Here is a 15,347-nt window from a genome sequence, read left to right on the forward strand (position 1 = left end):
ACGCGATTAAGGTACGTCGTAACCCAGCGCGGCTTTACGGATGCGGAACCATTGTTGGCGAGACATGCTCAGCGCTTCGGACTCAATGGCGGCACGAACACGCTCGATTTTACCCGAACCAATAATCGGCAGCGGTTGCGAAGGCAGACGTAAGATCCAGGCGTACACCACCTGCTCGATGGACTGCGCGTTCAATTCTTCTGCGATCGCGGCCAGTTCATTGCGCAGCGGCTGGAAGGCATCGTCATTAAACAGACGACCGCCCCCCAGACAGGACCAGGCCATCGGACGGATACGCAGCTGTTGCAGTTGATCTAATGTGCCATCCAGCAGGAGTGGCTGATGTACCGGTGAAATTTCAACCTGGTTGGTCGCCAGAGTGAACGGCAGACGCGATTGCAACAGCGAAAACTGCGCGGGGGTGAAGTTAGAGACGCCAAAGTGACGCACTTTGCCGCTATGGTGCAATTTTTTAAATGCGTCGGCCACATCGTCTGCATCCATCAGAGGATCGGGACGATGGATCAGCAGCAAATCAATATGATCGGTCGCCAACAGCTTTAGCGATTGTTCCGCGCTGGCAATAATATGGGCGCTGTCGGTAATGTAGTGCCCGAGCGCATTTTCCGTGCGCGCCGTCGTGGCGATCCCGCATTTGGTGACAATCTGCATTTTCTCACGCAAATGCGGAGCCAGTTTCATCGCCTCGCCAAACGCTGCTTCACACTGGTATCCGCCGTAAATATCGGCGTGATCGACGGTGGTAACGCCAAGGTCAAGATGCTCTTCAATAAAGCTGACTAACTGACGCGTGGACATATTCCAGTCCATCAGGCGCCAGTAACCCATCACAAAGCGAGAAAATTCCGGGCCTTGCGGCGCAATAGTAATACGCTGAACCATAGCAGCTTCCTTATAAATGAATGTGCATCGAGTATACGCAATTACGCTTTTAAAAGAGTGAAGGTTGTTGCGGTTCTTCTGGTGGGTTGGGTTTATTTGCACGTAATTTACGCATCAGGCGCTGGCGACAAAGGCGCAGCACGTCCTGCTTTTCGGCATCGCTCATTTTTTGCCAGTTAAAACGCTCATCCCGGCTACGAAAACAGCCACGGCAAAAGCCGCGCTCGTCAGACTGACAGATACCACGGCATGGGCTCTGGACGGGGAAAAATTCCAGCTGTTCTGCCACATCCCCTCCTTTAGTAAGATTGATATATCTATTGAAGACGTTAACTGAATTTCTCGCAAGCGCTATTGCATTAGACCGACTGGTCTATTATGCTTCTTTCATGAACAAAGTCACTGAACACGATACACGCGAACATCTTCTGGCGACTGGCGAGCTGCTGTGCATGCAGCGCGGCTTCACCGGTATGGGCTTGAGTGAGCTACTAAAAACCGCTGAAGTGCCTAAGGGTTCGTTTTATCACTATTTTCGCTCAAAAGAAGCGTTCGGCGTCGCGATGCTGGAACGCCACTATGCGGCTTATCATCAGCGATTGGCTACGCATTTTGATACGGGGGCGGGAAACTACCGCGACAGGATTCTGGCCTATTATCAGGAAACCCTGAATCAGTTTAGCCAGCACGGCATTATTAGCGGCTGTTTAACCGTTAAACTGTCTGCCGAAGTGTGCGATCTGTCAGAAGATATGCGTACAGCGATGGATAAAGGCGCACGGCACATCATTGCGCTGTTAGCGCAGGCACTGGAGAAAGGTCGGGCAAATCATTGCCTGTCTTTCGTTGGTGAGCCATTACAGCAGGCACAGGTTCTGTATGCTCTGTGGCTGGGCGCCAATCTGCAGGCCAAGATTTCTCGTAGCGCCACACCGCTGGAAAATGCGCTGGCGCACGTTAAAACCATCATTACGACGCCTGCCGTTTAACAGGCGTTTTTATTTCTTTTATTACTAGACGACCGGTCTATTCAGGAGTACCACATGTCATCTGAAAAACTGTTTTCCCCACTGAAAGTGGGTGCCATTACGGCGGCAAACCGCGTTTTTATGGCGCCATTGACGCGTCTGCGCAGCATTGAGCCTGGCGACATCCCTACTCCGCTGATGGCCGAGTATTATCGTCAACGCGCCAGCGCGGGACTCATCATCAGTGAAGCGACGCAGATTTCCGCCCAGGCGAAAGGTTATGCCGGAGCGCCGGGGCTACACAGCGAAGCACAGATTGCCGCATGGAAGAAAATCACTGCAGCCGTACATGCTGAGCAAGGTCATATTGCTGTCCAGCTGTGGCACACCGGGCGCATCTCCCACGCCAGTCTGCAGCCAAACGGCCAGGCCCCTGTAGCACCTTCCGCGATTAGCGCCGGTACCCGCACATCACTGCGCGATGAAAACGGTCTGGCGACGCGTGCCGATACTTCTATGCCGCGTGCACTCGAAACGGAAGAAATTCCGGGTATTGTTAATGATTTCCGTCAGGCAATTGCTAACGCGCGTGAAGCGGGTTTCGACATGGTAGAACTGCACTCCGCCCATGGCTACCTGCTGCACCAATTCCTGTCGCCAACCTCTAACCAGCGTACCGATCAATACGGCGGTAGCGTCGAGAATCGTGCGCGTCTGGTACTGGAAGTTGTCGATGCCGGTATTAAAGAATGGGGTGCCGATCGCATTGGTATTCGCGTCTCTCCGATTGGCTCTTTCCAGAACGTCGACAACGGTCCGAATGAAGAAGCCGACGCGCTGTATCTGATCGAGCAATTGGGCAAGCGTGGCATCGCTTATCTGCATATGTCTGAGCCAGACTGGGCCGGTGGTGAGCCGTATTCCGACGCGTTCCGCGAGAAAGTGCGTGCACGTTTCCACGGTCCGATCATTGGCGCGGGCGCTTACACGCCTGAAAAAGCCGAAACGCTGATCGAGAAAGGTCTGATCGATGCCGTTGCTTTTGGTCGCGCTTATATCGCTAACCCGGATCTGGTGGCGCGTCTGCAACATAAAGCGGAACTGAACCCACAGCGCGCCGAAAGTTTCTACGGCGGCGGTGCGGAAGGTTACACCGATTACCCGACCCTCTAACGTCACAATCTCCGTTCTGCCATTGATAGCGGCGTAACAACGCCGCTATACTAAAACAACATTTTGAATGTATTAGCCATTTTCGAAGGGGAAAAAGATGCGTTTACTTCATACCATGCTGCGCGTGGGTGACCTGCAGCGTTCCATCGAGTTTTATACCAACGTGCTGGGCATGAAACTGCTGCGTACCAGCGAAAACCCTGAATACAAGTACTCTCTGGCCTTTGTTGGCTACGGTCCTGAAACCAGTGAAGCGGTGATCGAGCTGACCTATAACTGGGGCGTTGAAAAATATGAGCTGGGCACCGCCTACGGTCATATTGCCCTGAGCGTTGACAACGCGGCTGAAGCCTGTGAACGTATTCGTCAGAACGGTGGTAACGTGACGCGTGAAGCTGGCCCGGTAAAAGGTGGCACTACGGTGATTGCGTTTGTTGAAGATCCTGACGGCTACAAAATTGAACTGATTGAAGAGAAAGACGCCGGGCGCGGCCTGGGCGACTAACCTCCCCTCGGGCGCAGATCGTCTGTGCCCGTAGTTTTATACTCATCATTTTGCCATAATACGCGCTGCAATTTTCCCGTATTAAGAGACCCAGATGTCCGATAACGCTCAACTTTCCGGTCTGTGTGACCGTTTTCGTGGTTTTTACCCTGTCGTCATTGATGTCGAAACCGCAGGGTTTAATGCCAAAACCGATGCGCTGCTTGAGATCGCAGCCATCACATTGAAAATGGATGAACAAGGCTGGCTGATGCCGGACACGACGTTACATTTCCACGTAGAGCCGTTTGAAGGGGCAAATTTGCAGCCTGAAGCGCTCGCCTTTAACGGTATTGACCCTAACAATCCTTTACGTGGCGCGGTCAGTGAATACGACGCGCTGCATGCCATCTTTAAAATGGTACGTAAAGGCATTAAAGACAGCGGCTGCAATCGGGCAATCATGGTGGCGCATAACGCCACATTCGACCACAGTTTTATGATGGCCGCTGCAGAACGCGCCTCACTGAAGCGTAACCCGTTTCACCCGTTCGTTACCTTTGATACAGCGGCATTAAGCGGTCTGTCACTGGGGCAAACTGTATTATCAAAAGCATGCCTGGCGGCAGGAATGGAATTTGATGGCACTCAGGCGCACTCGGCGCTGTATGATACCGAACGTACTGCCGTGCTGTTTTGTGAAATCGTTAATCGCTGGAAACGTCTCGGCGGCTGGCCTCTCCCCGTGCCGGAAGAGGCATAACGGACCGATAAAAAAAGCGACCATCACAGGTCGCTTTTTTATTTCAGCTGATATTACTCAGCGTCCGGCTCTTCGGTTTTGTACTTCGCCGCTGTTTCTTTAATCAGCTGCTGCAACTCACCGCGCTGGTACATTTCAATGAGAATGTCACAGCCGCCAACCAGCTCGCCATCAACCCACAGTTGTGGGAAGGTCGGCCAGTTTGCGTATTTCGGCAGCTCGGCGCGAATATCCGGGTTCTGCAGAATATCAACATAAGCAAAGCGTTCACCACAGGCGGACAGCGCCTGTACGGCCTGAGCGGAGAAACCGCAGCTTGGCAGTTTAGGGGAACCTTTCATGTACAGGAGAATCGGGTTTTCAGCGATTTGGCGCTGGATTTTTTCGATAGTGGTGCTCATTATCTTGCTTCCTTAAACTTCTTTTACGGCAGTAGTCTGACATTGTAGCGGGTCAGGCAGGCAACGGAAAATAACATTTTCATTACGCGTTATTATTTTATCGTTTGCCGTTAAAAGTTGCATTCATAATCTTACTTACCCACTCAAAGTGTACGGCATTGATTATTTGTTCACCAATCACACCTTGAATTGCTGTTTTTTTTTGCGGTCGGTAACGAAACGCAGGGTTAAACAAAAAAAGCTATTAACTTTCATTGTTTCTATAGATTAGAATCATCAAGTTTTGAAAATCACACGCAGGTATGATAGACCTGCCTTACCAGAGGACTGCTCAGTGGCGCGGATAAACCGAATCTCGATCACGCTCTGTGCTTTACTTTTTACCACACTGCCTTTTACGCCTATGGCTCATGCTTCCAAGCAGGCCAGGACGACACCTACCAGTTCCCACACCGTCAAGACGGTAGATAAAAAGAAAAGCGCAACAACCAGCCCAAAAACAGCAAAGACCAACAAGAAATCGGCAACAAAGACCACCAGCAAAACCAGTAAAACAGCCTCCTCTTCTAAAAAACGCACAGCCACTCCGGCAAAATCGACAAAAACTGCAAACCGTCGCAGTAAAACTGCCGCAGCACAAACCGCTGCCGTTACCTGGACTGAAAAATGTACGCCGCGCAAAGGTCATAAGCCACGCTGCGTGAAGGTGAAAACTGCCGCACCGACGACGCTTGCTGAGGCACATAAAGTTAAAGTGCAGAAAGCGACTAAAACCGCGATGTCCACCCTGATGAACCAAATCGGCAAACCTTACCGTTGGGGCGGGTCTTCGCCAAGAACCGGCTTTGATTGCAGCGGTCTGGTCTATTACGCCTATAAAGATCTGGTTAAATTCCGCATTCCGCGTACGGCGAATGAAATGTACCACCTGCGCGACGCCGCACCGATTGAACGTGGCGAGCTGAAAAACGGTGATTTGGTCTTCTTCCGCACGCAAGGTCGCGGCACAGCCGATCACGTTGGTGTTTACGTTGGAAACGGTAAATTTATTCAGTCACCACGCAGCGGTCAGGAAATTCAAATCACCTCTCTGAGCGAAGATTACTGGCAGCGCCACTATGTGGGCGCTCGTCGGGTAATGACACCGAAAACAATTCGCTAAAAACTTACCCTACAGAACATGCTGTAGGGTAAGTTCTTCTTTTGCATAACCTTTCAATTTGCTACCCTATCCTTACTCACAATGAGGCTATTGTGTGTACTCAATATAAATAATAAGGAGAGAAGCAATGTCGTTTGAATTACCTGCATTACCGTATGCCAAAGATGCTCTGGCACCGCACATTTCTGCCGAAACGCTGGAATACCACTATGGCAAACACCATCAAACCTACGTGACCAATCTGAACAACCTGATCAAAGGCACGGCGTTTGAAGGTAAATCACTGGAAGAGATCGTGCGTAGCTCTGAAGGCGGTGTATTCAATAATGCTGCACAGGTATGGAACCATACGTTCTACTGGAACTGCCTGGCGCCGAACGCAGGTGGCGAACCGACCGGTAAACTGGCCGATGCAATTGCCGCCTCCTTTGGCAGTTTTGCGGATTTCAAAGCGCAATTCACCGATGCCGCGATCAAAAACTTCGGTTCTGGCTGGACCTGGCTGGTTAAAGGAACGGATGGCAAACTGGCTATCGTTTCCACTTCCAACGCCGGTACTCCGCTGACGACCGACGCGACGCCGCTGATGACCGTTGACGTATGGGAACACGCCTACTACATCGATTATCGCAATGCCCGTCCTGGCTACCTGGAACACTTCTGGGCGCTGGTGAACTGGGAGTTTGTTGCGAAGAACTTCGCAGCATAAAATGATAACGCAGAAGGGATCCCCTTCTGCGTTTTAGTGTTAGCTGGAGGCCGTGCAGAGTTCTTCAGGTTGTCTTCTTGCCGAGATAAAGACCAGCAATAACGCAAGCCCCGCCACAATAGCTCCCATCACCGGCACAAAACTGTAGCCCAGGCCACCTGAAATCACCGCCCCACCGGCTGCCGCACCTAACGCATTCCCCAGGTTAAACGCGCCAATGTTGACTGATGATGATAACCCTGGCGCTTCGCTGGCAACGCGCATCACCCGCATCTGCAACGGCGGAACCACCGCAAACGTCGCCGCGCCCCAGACTACCATACTGACCGCCGCCCCCAGTTCATTACGCGCCAGGAGGGGAATAGCCAGCATAATAACCATCAACAACAGCAAAAAGCCTTTAAGCGTACCGTTGACAGAACGATCCGCCAGTTTGCCGCCAAGATAGTTACCGATCGAGAAACCGATGCCAATTAATACCAGCATTCCGGTCACAAACGCCGGTGTGGCATGGGTAATGCTGTGCAGCACTGGCGAAATGTAAGTATAAAGCGTGAACATCGCGCCAGCGCCCAGCACGGTGGTCAGCAGAGCCGACAGCACCTGTGGGCGCATAAGTACCGCCAGTTCGCTGCGGACATCGGGGCGCGCTCCTGCCCCACCTTTTGGTAATGAGAAGAACAGGCTGACCATAGCGATGACGCCCAGACCCGCCGTCGCCATAAACGACATCCGCCAGCCGATAGTTTCACCAAGCCACGTCGCCGCGGGAACGCCGCCAATATTGGCAATCGTTAACCCCATGAACATGGTTGCCACGGCGCTGGCCTGCTTATGTTTAGGTTCCACGCTTGCGGCGACCACAGAGCCGAGACCAAAAAATGCCCCGTGGTTAAGACTGGTCAAAATACGCGACAGCATCAGCGTGGTGTAATCCGGTGAAATAGCTGAAAGCACGTTGCCCAGCGTAAAAATTGCCATCAGGAATATCAACGCATTACGTCGCGCACGATGTGACAGCAGCAGGGTCATCAGCGGAGCCCCCACCATAACGCCAACCGCATACGCGCTGATCAGCATCCCGGCCGCGGGAATCGAGACATCCACCCCTTTGGCAATCACGGGCAATAATCCCATTGGCGAAAATTCGGTGGTGCCAATGCCAAACGCGCCGATCGCCAGCGCCAGTAAGGGATAATTGATTTTCATATATCGACTCCGTAACGTCGAGCCGTGGCGCGACATAAAATAAGAGTCAAAAGCATGACATTGATCGCAAAATTAATAAAGTTAACAAAATTGCAAAAGACTTTTGCTTATTCGCAAACAATAGAGGGGAAACAGATGCGGAGAGGATGAGGGAGAGCTAACTCCCTCGGGGAAATCAATGCAGCGCTGCGGTCAGGCCACCCGCGACGATCAAACCCAGAACAATAATGGTAGTCACTAACGAAAATTTCAGATCGGTGCTCATCAAGTTTTCTCCTTTTTATTCCCACACAAAAAGTGATATTGCGCATTTTTACACACTTGAAAGCAAAAATCTCTCACGATTTATATTGATAACTGCTTTTAACTCTTCCCCTTTTCGTTAAGATCAGACAAAATTCCACGCTTACTTGATTAGCGTACCGGCCATTGACCCCTTCCTGACGTTCCGTGTCGTTTTCCCGGCGTGCCGCAACCCCTACGTTGCGTTAAGGGTGTGTGAAGGCAAACGTTTACCTGGAGTATTCTCAGGAGCTTAGGATATGGTCTGGAGTGAGATGTAATGGCAACAATTAAAGATGTAGCGAAGCGAGCAAACGTTTCCACTACAACCGTATCACACGTAATTAACAAGACGCGCTTTGTCGCGGAAGAAACGCGTAATGCGGTTTGGGCGGCGATCAAAGAGCTGCACTATTCTCCAAGCGCAGTAGCGCGCAGCCTGAAGGTGAATCACACCAAGTCTATCGGCTTGCTGGCGACCAGCAGTGAAGCGGCCTATTTCGCCGAAATTATCGAAGCCGTTGAGAAAAACTGTTTCCAGAAAGGCTATACCCTGATTCTGGGTAACGCATGGAACAGTCTTGAAAAACAGCAGGCCTATCTGTCGATGATGGCGCAAAAGCGCGTTGATGGTCTGCTGGTGATGTGTTCTGAGTATCCGGAATCTCTGCTTTCGATGCTCGAAGAGTATCGCCATATTCCGATGGTTGTGATGGACTGGGGCGAAGCTAAAGCTGATTTTACCGATACGGTCATTGATAACGCTTTCGAGGGCGGTTACATGGCGGGTCGGTATCTGATAGAACGCGGCCATCGCGAAATTGGCGCGATCCCGGGCCCTATGGAGCGGAACACCGGGGCCGGTCGTCTGGCTGGCTTTATGAAAGCGATGGAAGAAGCGCTGATTAAGGTTCCCGAAAACTGGATTGTACAGGGCGATTTTGAACCTGAATCTGGTTATCGCGCCATGCAGCAAATTCTTTCACAGTCGCATCGTCCGACCGCCGTCTTCTGCGGTGGCGATATCATGGCGATGGGCGCGCTGTGCGCTGCTGACGAGATGGGACTGCGCGTACCACAGGATGTCTCGCTCATCGGTTATGATAACGTGCGCAACGCCCGCTTCTTCACGCCAGCACTGACGACCATTCATCAGCCTAAGGACTCACTGGGTGAAACGGCCTTCAACATGCTGTTAGACCGTATCGTGAATAAACGCGAAGAGTCGCAGTCGATCGAGGTTCATCCGCGTCTGGTAGAGCGCCGCTCCGTTGCTGACGGTCCATTCCGCGATTATCGTCGTTAAGCCTGTTGTGCGGGGGCCTCATCTGGCTCCCGCAGCCATTCTTTATTCAGCGTTTCGCTATCCCCCAAATAATCCAGCAACCAGCTCAGTGCTGGCGAGGTATCGTTCTGTTGCCATGTCAGACAACACGCGGCATCAGGAAAGGGATTCTCCAACTGCAGCGAGACCCATTTACCGCTATCAATCCACGGCTTGGCAAAATGTGTTGGTACCATGCCCACACACAATCCCGCAGATAAACAGGTCGCGGAAGATTCCCAGTCAGGAACCACAACGCGCTTTTGGTTATCCAGTAACCAGGTAATACGCTTCGGCAATGTACGTGAGGTATCTTCGCGCACCAGCGACGGCCAGTTGCGCAACGTATCATCGCTTAGCGGCCCCGACATTGACGCCAGCGGATGATGACTGGCCACCACGCAGCTCCAGCTCAGCATGCCCATGTCGCGGAAGGTATAGCGCCCCCCTACCGGAATGGCCTGTGTGGCGCCAATAGCCAGCTCTACACGCCCATCGGAAAGCGCATCCCAGACGCCATTAAACACTTCCTGAAAAACCAGCAGTTCCACATCATCAAAGTGACGATAGAAATCCACAATCATCTGTCGGGTACGTTCGGGACGGACAATGTTATCTACTGCGATTGCCAGTTGTCCTCGCCAGCCGTTGGCGATTTGTTGACATTGCTGACGAGTGATCTGCATTTTTTTGATAACAGAGCGCCCTTCTTTTAAAAACCACGCACCAGCAGGCGTTAATTCCACATCGCGATGACGTCGCTCAAAAAGCGGTACAGCCAGCCACTCCTCCAGTTGGCGCACGGTGTAGCTTACCGCCGAAGGTACGCGGTGCAGCTCCTGCGCGGCTGAACTAAAACTGCCGTTACGCGCAACCGCATCAACCACTTCAAGTGAATATTCCGACCACATATTCTGCCTGCAAAAAATTTGAAATCAGTAAGCAAATATTAGCGTTTCACAGCGAGAATTACACTCACTACACTCAGCGGCATTGTTCTACTGCTAAAAAAAGAGAAATGATGATGCAACCTGGGAAAGGTTTTTTAGTCTGGTTGGCGGGTCTTAGCGTGCTTGGCTTTCTGGCGACGGATATGTATCTGCCCGCCTTTGCCACGATTCAGTCCGATCTGCAAACACCTGCCTCTGCCGTCAGCGCCAGCCTAAGTTTGTTTTTAGCGGGTTTCGCCGTCGCGCAACTTCTGTGGGGACCGCTCTCAGACCACTATGGCCGTAAACCGATTTTACTGCTGGGTTTATCTATCTTTGCGCTGGGTAGTCTGGGTATGCTATGGGTTGAAAACGCCACAGGGTTGTTGGTATTGCGCTTTATTCAGGCTGTTGGCGTCTGTGCCGCGTCGGTTATCTGGCAGGCGCTGGTTACAGACTATTACCCATCACAAAAAGTAAACCGCATCTTTGCCACCATTATGCCGCTGGTCGGGTTATCTCCGGCTCTCGCGCCGTTATTAGGTAGCTGGATTCTGGTCCATTTCTCCTGGCAGGCCATTTTCGCGACCTTGTTTGCTATTACACTGATTCTGATGCTTCCGGCCCTGCGTTTAAAACCGACGGTTAAAGCACGCGACGACAGCCAGGATAAACTGACTTTCGCCACACTGTTGCGCTCGAAAGCATACCGTGGAAACGTACTCATTTATGCCGCCTGTTCCGCAAGCTTTTTCGCATGGCTGACAGGGTCACCGTTCATTCTTAGCGAAATGGGCTACAGCCCGGCAGTGATTGGCCTGAGCTATGTTCCACAAACTATCGCTTTCTTAATTGGTGGTTACGGCTGCCGTGCGGCGCTGCAAAAATGGCAAGGCCGCCAGCTGCTGCCATGGTTACTGATACTTTATGCCATTAGCGTTGTAGCCACCTGGGCTACCGGCTTTATTCATCATGTTGCCCTGGCTGAAATCCTGATCCCATTCTGCGTAATGGCGATCGCGAACGGCGCAATCTACCCTATCGTTGTCGCTCAGGCGTTACGTCCTTTCCCACAGGCCACAGGGCGCGCAGCTGCATTGCAAAATACGCTGCAACTGGGTTTATGCTTCCTGGCAAGCCTTGTGGTGTCATGGTTGATCGCCACCCCGCTGCTCACCACCACCAGCGTGATGCTGACTACTGTGCTGCTGGCAGGCATGGGTTACAAAATGCAATCGCAGAGCGATAACGTCTCACAAACAGAGGACCAAGGGCAAATTGCCCATAGTGAGTCTCACTAATAATTGTCGCGGGCAATTAATTAGCCCGCTAACAATTTTCTATTGAATCGTCAAAAAATCAGGCTTATACTGATTTCCAGTTGTTACAAAAACGATAATTTTTTAGGTATTAACGGGGACAAGAACGTTCCCGTTTTTCCACGGATGGCCTTTTCGGTAAGGGTTTCTCCCTTCCTCTGTTCTACGTCGGATTAAAGATTCGCGGATTAATTCCGTGAGATTTCTCACAAAGCCCAAAAAAGCGTCTACGCTGTTTTAAGGTTCTGATCACCGACCAGTGATGGAGAAGCTATGAGTTCATCGTGTATAGAAGACGTCAGCGTACCGGATGATGACTGGTACCGCATCACCAATGAATTATTGAGCCGTGCAGGTATTACCATTAATGGTTCGGCAGCGGCAGATATTCGCGTCAAAAACCCCGATTTTTTCAAACGCGTACTGCAGGAAGGATCGTTGGGTTTGGGTGAGAGTTATATGGACGGCTGGTGGGAGTGCGATCGGCTGGACATATTTTTCACCAAAGTGTTGCGCGCCGGGCTTGAAAATCAACTCCCCCGCCACTTCAAAGATACCTTACGTATCGCCACGGCACGGCTGTTCAATTTACAGACCAAAAAACGCGCATGGGTTGTCGGCAAAGAACATTACGATCTGGGCAACGACCTGTTTACCCGCATGCTTGATCCCTACATGCAGTATTCCTGCGCCTACTGGAAAGATGCCGATACCCTGGAATCTGCCCAACAGGCGAAGTTAAAAATGATTGCTGAAAAATTGCAGTTGAAGCCGGGTATGCGGGTGCTTGATATTGGTTGTGGCTGGGGTGGCTTGTCCCATTTTATGGCATCGCAATACGGTGTGAGCGTGGTAGGTGTGACCATCTCGGCAGAGCAGCAGAAAATGGCGCAAGCGCGTTGCGCGGGACTGGATGTCACCATTTTGCTGCAAGATTACCGCGACCTGAACGATAAATTTGATCGCATTGTCTCCGTCGGCATGTTTGAGCATGTTGGTCCGAAAAACTACAAAACCTATTTCGATGTTGTCGATCGTAATTTAAAACCGGACGGTCTCTTTTTGCTGCACAGCATCGGTTCGAATAAAACCGACAATAATGTTGATCCGTGGATTAATAAATACATCTTCCCGAACGGCTGTTTACCGTCAGTTCGCCAGATTGCCAACGCCAGCGAGCCGCATTTTGTGATGGAAGACTGGCATAATTTTGGCGCAGATTACGACACCACGCTGATGGCATGGCACGAGCGCTTCATGCATTCCTGGCCTGAAATCGCCGATAACTATACCGAGCGTTTTAAACGGATGTTCAGCTATTACCTGAACGCCTGCGCCGGTGCGTTTCGTGCTCGCGATATCCAGCTTTGGCAGGTGGTTTTCTCCCGCGGTGTTGAGCACGGCCTGCGCGTCCCCCGCTAATGTCTATCGTCTACCGCCCCCGTGCTAACGGGGGCGTTTTGTTTCTGACCGGATTCAGACCTCGCCCGCTACGTTACTGATGGCGCTTTCGCGCGCAGCCAGTACACGTTCAACGGTATCAACAACCGCCTGCGTTTGCGGATCGATTTCGATATTAACCCGCGCACCCAGCTTTTTCTTACCCAGCGTCGTACGCTCCAGCGTTTCCGGGATCAAATGCACGCAAAAGCGCGTTGGCGTGACTTCGCCGACCGTCAGGCTGATGCCGTCAATGCCGATAAATCCCTTGTACAGGATATATTTCATCAGCGATGGGTCCTGAACTTTAAACCATACCTGCCGGTTATTTTCCGAAGTCAAAATTTTAGACACCTCGGCGGTGGTCATAATATGGCCCGACATTAAATGCCCGCCAATCTCATCGCTGAATTTTGCCGCACGCTCAACATTAACCATATCCCCGACCTTCAGGTCTCCCAGGTTGGTGATACGCAGCGTCTCTTTCATCAGATCGAAGCTTATGTGGTTACCGTTGATTTCGGTTACCGTCAGGCAACAGCCATTGTGGGCAACCGATGCGCCGGTCTCCAGCGCATCCAGCATATATTCAGGCAACTCCACGACATGCGTACGAAAATTTGGTTTTTCATCAATGGACACCAATTTTGCGGTGCCCTGCACAATACCCGTAAACATACTTCTCACTCCTGAACTCAATTAAGACATCTCTGCCCAGCACAATAACAGGTGGAAATTCAGGTTGCCAGCAATGCGCCACCGCTGCCTGTTTTTTCACTGGAGAATTACGTATTCCTCGCTACAATAGACTGAAATTTCCCCAGCTTTTTCTCCTTGCTGCCATATAAGGCGGCTTTTTTAGTCTCTCAAATAACAACAATATAGTGGTGTACACGTGCAAAAGTATGTAAGTGAAGCGCGTCAGTTATTAGCTCTGGCAATTCCGGTGATTCTTGCGCAAATCGCTCAAACCGCAATGGGATTCGTCGATACCGTCATGGCGGGCGGATACAGCGCGACGGATATGGCGGCCGTTGCCATTGGTACGTCCATCTGGCTGCCAGCTATTCTGTTTGGCCACGGACTCCTGCTGGCGTTGACGCCGGTCATTGCCCAACTCAATGGTTCTGGCCGCCGCGATCGTATCGCCCATCAGATACGCCAGGGATTCTGGCTGGCTGGTAGCGTCTCCGTTTTGATTATGGTCGTGCTGTGGAATGCGGGATACATTATCCGCTCTATGCACAACATCGACCCGGCGCTGGCCGATAAAGCCGTCGGTTATCTGCGCGCATTGCTATGGGGTGCGCCGGGATATTTGTTTTTCCAGGTAGCCCGTAACCAGTGCGAAGGGCTGGCCAAGACTAAACCGGCAATGGTGATGGGGTTTATCGGCCTGCTGGTGAACATCCCGGTTAACTATGTTTTCATCTATGGACATTTAGGTATGCCGGAACTTGGCGGCGTGGGCTGTGGCGTGGCCACGGCAGCGGTTTACTGGGTAATGTTTGCCGCCATGCTGTCTTACGTCAAACACGCGCGTTCAATGCGTGATATCCGTAATGAGCGAGGCTTCCAGAAGCCAGACACTGCGGTGATGAAGCGTCTCGTACAGCTGGGTTTACCCATCGCGCTGGCGTTATTTTTCGAAGTGACGTTGTTTGCTGTGGTTGCGCTGCTGGTTTCCCCGCTGGGGATCGTCGATGTGGCCGGGCACCAAATCGCGCTGAACTTTAGTTCGTTAATGTTCGTTCTGCCGATGTCGCTGGCGGCCGCCGTCACTATTCGTGTCGGTTATCGTTTGGGTCAGGGTTCCACTCTGGAGGCGCAAACGGCGGCCCGAACCGGTCTGGGCGTTGGTGTTTGCATGGCGGTTGTGACGGCGGTTTTCACCGTGACCTTCCGGGAGCACATTGCCCTGCTCTACAACGATAACCCGGAAGTGGTCGCTCTGGCGGCGCAGCTCATGTTACTGGCCGCGGTGTATCAAATATCGGACTCTATCCAGGTTATTGGCAGCGGTGTTCTGCGCGGTTACAAAGACACGCGCTCTATCTTCTTTATCACCTTTACAGCCTACTGGGTGCTGGGTCTGCCAAGCGGCTATATTCTGGCGCTCACCGATCTGGTGGTCGACAGGATGGGACCTGCGGGTTTCTGGATGGGCTTTATTATCGGTCTGACCTCTGCGGCCGTCTTAATGATGCTGCGGATGCGTTATCTGCAACGCCAGCCGTCAGCCGTCATTTTGCAACGCGCGGCACGATAACCGCACAATAGC

The 15,347-nt window shown here is 51.8% G+C and carries 17 protein-coding genes; 10 read left to right on the forward strand and 7 right to left on the reverse strand.

Annotation, left to right across the window (positions count from 1 at the left end; all coding sequences use genetic code 11):
- Positions 1-6 precede the first annotated feature (6 nt).
- Both FDX11_RS13595 and FDX11_RS13600 read right to left on the reverse strand, forming a co-directional pair.
- A complete protein-coding gene (locus FDX11_RS13595; protein WP_042308642.1) occupies positions 7-903 on the reverse strand; it encodes an aldo/keto reductase family oxidoreductase in 897 nt (298 codons plus the stop codon).
- 49 nt (positions 904-952) lie between these two features.
- A complete protein-coding gene (locus tag FDX11_RS13600; RefSeq protein WP_038640381.1) occupies positions 953-1,192 on the reverse strand; it encodes a DUF1289 domain-containing protein in 240 nt (79 codons plus the stop codon).
- A gap of 100 nt (positions 1,193-1,292) precedes the next feature.
- Here FDX11_RS13600 and FDX11_RS13605 point away from each other — a divergent pair, with 100 nt between their 5' ends.
- The 4 genes from FDX11_RS13605 (at position 1,293) to rnt (ending at position 4,291) form a co-directional block, all read left to right on the forward strand.
- Positions 1,293-1,892: a TetR/AcrR family transcriptional regulator gene (locus FDX11_RS13605; RefSeq protein WP_042308645.1), complete on the forward strand. Its 600-nt coding sequence runs from the start codon at positions 1,293-1,295 to the stop codon at positions 1,890-1,892.
- Between the two features lie 54 nt (positions 1,893-1,946).
- Complete coding sequence (locus tag FDX11_RS13610) at positions 1,947-3,044, forward strand: alkene reductase (protein WP_042308647.1); 1,098 nt, start codon at positions 1,947-1,949, stop codon at positions 3,042-3,044.
- Positions 3,045-3,141: 97 nt separating this feature from the next.
- On the forward strand, positions 3,142-3,549 hold the full coding sequence (gloA, locus tag FDX11_RS13615; RefSeq protein WP_042308649.1) for a lactoylglutathione lyase: 408 nt from the start codon (positions 3,142-3,144) through the stop codon (positions 3,547-3,549).
- Between the two features lie 94 nt (positions 3,550-3,643).
- Positions 3,644-4,291 (forward strand): ribonuclease T, encoded by a 648-nt coding sequence (gene rnt, locus FDX11_RS13620; protein ID WP_016152990.1) that lies wholly within the window; start codon positions 3,644-3,646, stop codon positions 4,289-4,291.
- A gap of 53 nt (positions 4,292-4,344) precedes the next feature.
- Here the strand turns inward: rnt and grxD are convergent, their stop codons facing one another.
- A complete protein-coding gene (gene grxD / locus FDX11_RS13625; RefSeq protein WP_003832760.1) occupies positions 4,345-4,692 on the reverse strand; it encodes a monothiol glutaredoxin 4 in 348 nt (115 codons plus the stop codon).
- 334 nt (positions 4,693-5,026) lie between these two features.
- Here grxD and FDX11_RS13630 point away from each other — a divergent pair, with 334 nt between their 5' ends.
- Positions 5,027-5,854, forward strand: coding sequence for a C40 family peptidase (locus tag FDX11_RS13630; protein WP_061381405.1), 828 nt, complete (start codon positions 5,027-5,029; stop codon positions 5,852-5,854).
- 127 nt (positions 5,855-5,981) lie between these two features.
- Entirely contained in the window at positions 5,982-6,563 is a 582-nt protein-coding gene (sodB, locus tag FDX11_RS13635; protein ID WP_003029205.1) for a superoxide dismutase [Fe], read from the forward strand.
- 39 nt (positions 6,564-6,602) lie between these two features.
- Here the strand turns inward: sodB and FDX11_RS13640 are convergent, their stop codons facing one another.
- A complete protein-coding gene (locus FDX11_RS13640) occupies positions 6,603-7,772 on the reverse strand; it encodes an MFS transporter (protein WP_137398055.1) in 1,170 nt (389 codons plus the stop codon).
- A gap of 175 nt (positions 7,773-7,947) precedes the next feature.
- Positions 7,948-8,037 carry a cytochrome bd-I accessory subunit CydH gene (gene cydH / locus FDX11_RS13645; RefSeq protein WP_003029209.1) on the reverse strand — a complete coding sequence of 30 codons (90 nt, stop codon included), beginning with the start codon at positions 8,035-8,037 and terminating at the stop codon, positions 7,948-7,950.
- A gap of 297 nt (positions 8,038-8,334) precedes the next feature.
- On the opposite strand from cydH, the gene purR reads away from it, so the two are divergent.
- Positions 8,335-9,360 (forward strand): HTH-type transcriptional repressor PurR, encoded by a 1,026-nt coding sequence (gene purR / locus FDX11_RS13650; protein ID WP_038640368.1) that lies wholly within the window; start codon positions 8,335-8,337, stop codon positions 9,358-9,360.
- On the opposite strand, the gene punR is transcribed toward purR, so the two are convergent.
- Positions 9,357-10,289 carry a DNA-binding transcriptional activator PunR gene (gene punR / locus FDX11_RS13655; protein WP_038640367.1) on the reverse strand — a complete coding sequence of 311 codons (933 nt, stop codon included), beginning with the start codon at positions 10,287-10,289 and terminating at the stop codon, positions 9,357-9,359. The two genes, purR and punR, sit on opposite strands and share 4 nt — an antisense overlap.
- Positions 10,290-10,402: 113 nt before the next feature.
- On the opposite strand from punR, the gene punC reads away from it, so the two are divergent.
- Entirely contained in the window at positions 10,403-11,608 is a 1,206-nt protein-coding gene (punC, locus tag FDX11_RS13660; RefSeq protein WP_137398093.1) for a purine nucleoside transporter PunC, read from the forward strand.
- A gap of 291 nt (positions 11,609-11,899) precedes the next feature.
- The gene (cfa, locus tag FDX11_RS13665) at positions 11,900-13,048 is read left to right on the forward strand and encodes a cyclopropane fatty acyl phospholipid synthase (protein WP_137398056.1); all 1,149 of its coding nucleotides are present in this window, start codon (positions 11,900-11,902) and stop codon (positions 13,046-13,048) included.
- Positions 13,049-13,102: 54 nt separating this feature from the next.
- On the opposite strand, the gene FDX11_RS13670 is transcribed toward cfa, so the two are convergent.
- On the reverse strand, positions 13,103-13,744 hold the full coding sequence (locus FDX11_RS13670; RefSeq protein ID WP_042308659.1) for a riboflavin synthase: 642 nt from the start codon (positions 13,742-13,744) through the stop codon (positions 13,103-13,105).
- A gap of 217 nt (positions 13,745-13,961) precedes the next feature.
- Here FDX11_RS13670 and mdtK point away from each other — a divergent pair, with 217 nt between their 5' ends.
- On the forward strand, positions 13,962-15,335 hold the full coding sequence (gene mdtK / locus FDX11_RS13675) for a multidrug efflux MATE transporter MdtK (protein WP_137398057.1): 1,374 nt from the start codon (positions 13,962-13,964) through the stop codon (positions 15,333-15,335).
- Positions 15,336-15,347: the final 12 nt, after the last annotated feature.

The organism is Citrobacter sp. wls714 (genome assembly GCF_005281025.1).
In the GTDB taxonomy this organism is placed as follows: domain Bacteria; phylum Pseudomonadota; class Gammaproteobacteria; order Enterobacterales; family Enterobacteriaceae; genus Citrobacter; species Citrobacter werkmanii.

Bases quoted from the DNA above. Each gene is read 5' to 3' on its own strand.
- FDX11_RS13595 (WP_042308642.1), bottom strand. From the start codon at position 903: ATGGTTCAGCGTATTACTATTGCGCCGCAAGGCCCGGAATTTTCTCGC.
- FDX11_RS13605 (WP_042308645.1), top strand. From the start codon at position 1,293: ATGAACAAAGTCACTGAACACGATACACGCGAACATCTTCTGGCGACT.
- FDX11_RS13610 (WP_042308647.1), top strand. From the start codon at position 1,947: ATGTCATCTGAAAAACTGTTTTCCCCACTGAAAGTGGGTGCCATTACG.
- gloA (WP_042308649.1), top strand. From the start codon at position 3,142: ATGCGTTTACTTCATACCATGCTGCGCGTGGGTGACCTGCAGCGTTCC.
- rnt (WP_016152990.1), top strand. From the start codon at position 3,644: ATGTCCGATAACGCTCAACTTTCCGGTCTGTGTGACCGTTTTCGTGGT.
- grxD (WP_003832760.1), bottom strand. From the start codon at position 4,692: ATGAGCACCACTATCGAAAAAATCCAGCGCCAAATCGCTGAAAACCCG.
- sodB (WP_003029205.1), top strand. From the start codon at position 5,982: ATGTCGTTTGAATTACCTGCATTACCGTATGCCAAAGATGCTCTGGCA.
- FDX11_RS13640 (WP_137398055.1), bottom strand. From the start codon at position 7,772: ATGAAAATCAATTATCCCTTACTGGCGCTGGCGATCGGCGCGTTTGGC.
- cydH (WP_003029209.1), bottom strand. From the start codon at position 8,037: ATGAGCACCGATCTGAAATTTTCGTTAGTGACTACCATTATTGTTCTG.
- purR (WP_038640368.1), top strand. From the start codon at position 8,335: ATGGCAACAATTAAAGATGTAGCGAAGCGAGCAAACGTTTCCACTACA.
- punR (WP_038640367.1), bottom strand. From the start codon at position 10,289: ATGTGGTCGGAATATTCACTTGAAGTGGTTGATGCGGTTGCGCGTAAC.
- punC (WP_137398093.1), top strand. From the start codon at position 10,403: ATGCAACCTGGGAAAGGTTTTTTAGTCTGGTTGGCGGGTCTTAGCGTG.
- cfa (WP_137398056.1), top strand. From the start codon at position 11,900: ATGAGTTCATCGTGTATAGAAGACGTCAGCGTACCGGATGATGACTGG.
- FDX11_RS13670 (WP_042308659.1), bottom strand. From the start codon at position 13,744: ATGTTTACGGGTATTGTGCAGGGCACCGCAAAATTGGTGTCCATTGAT.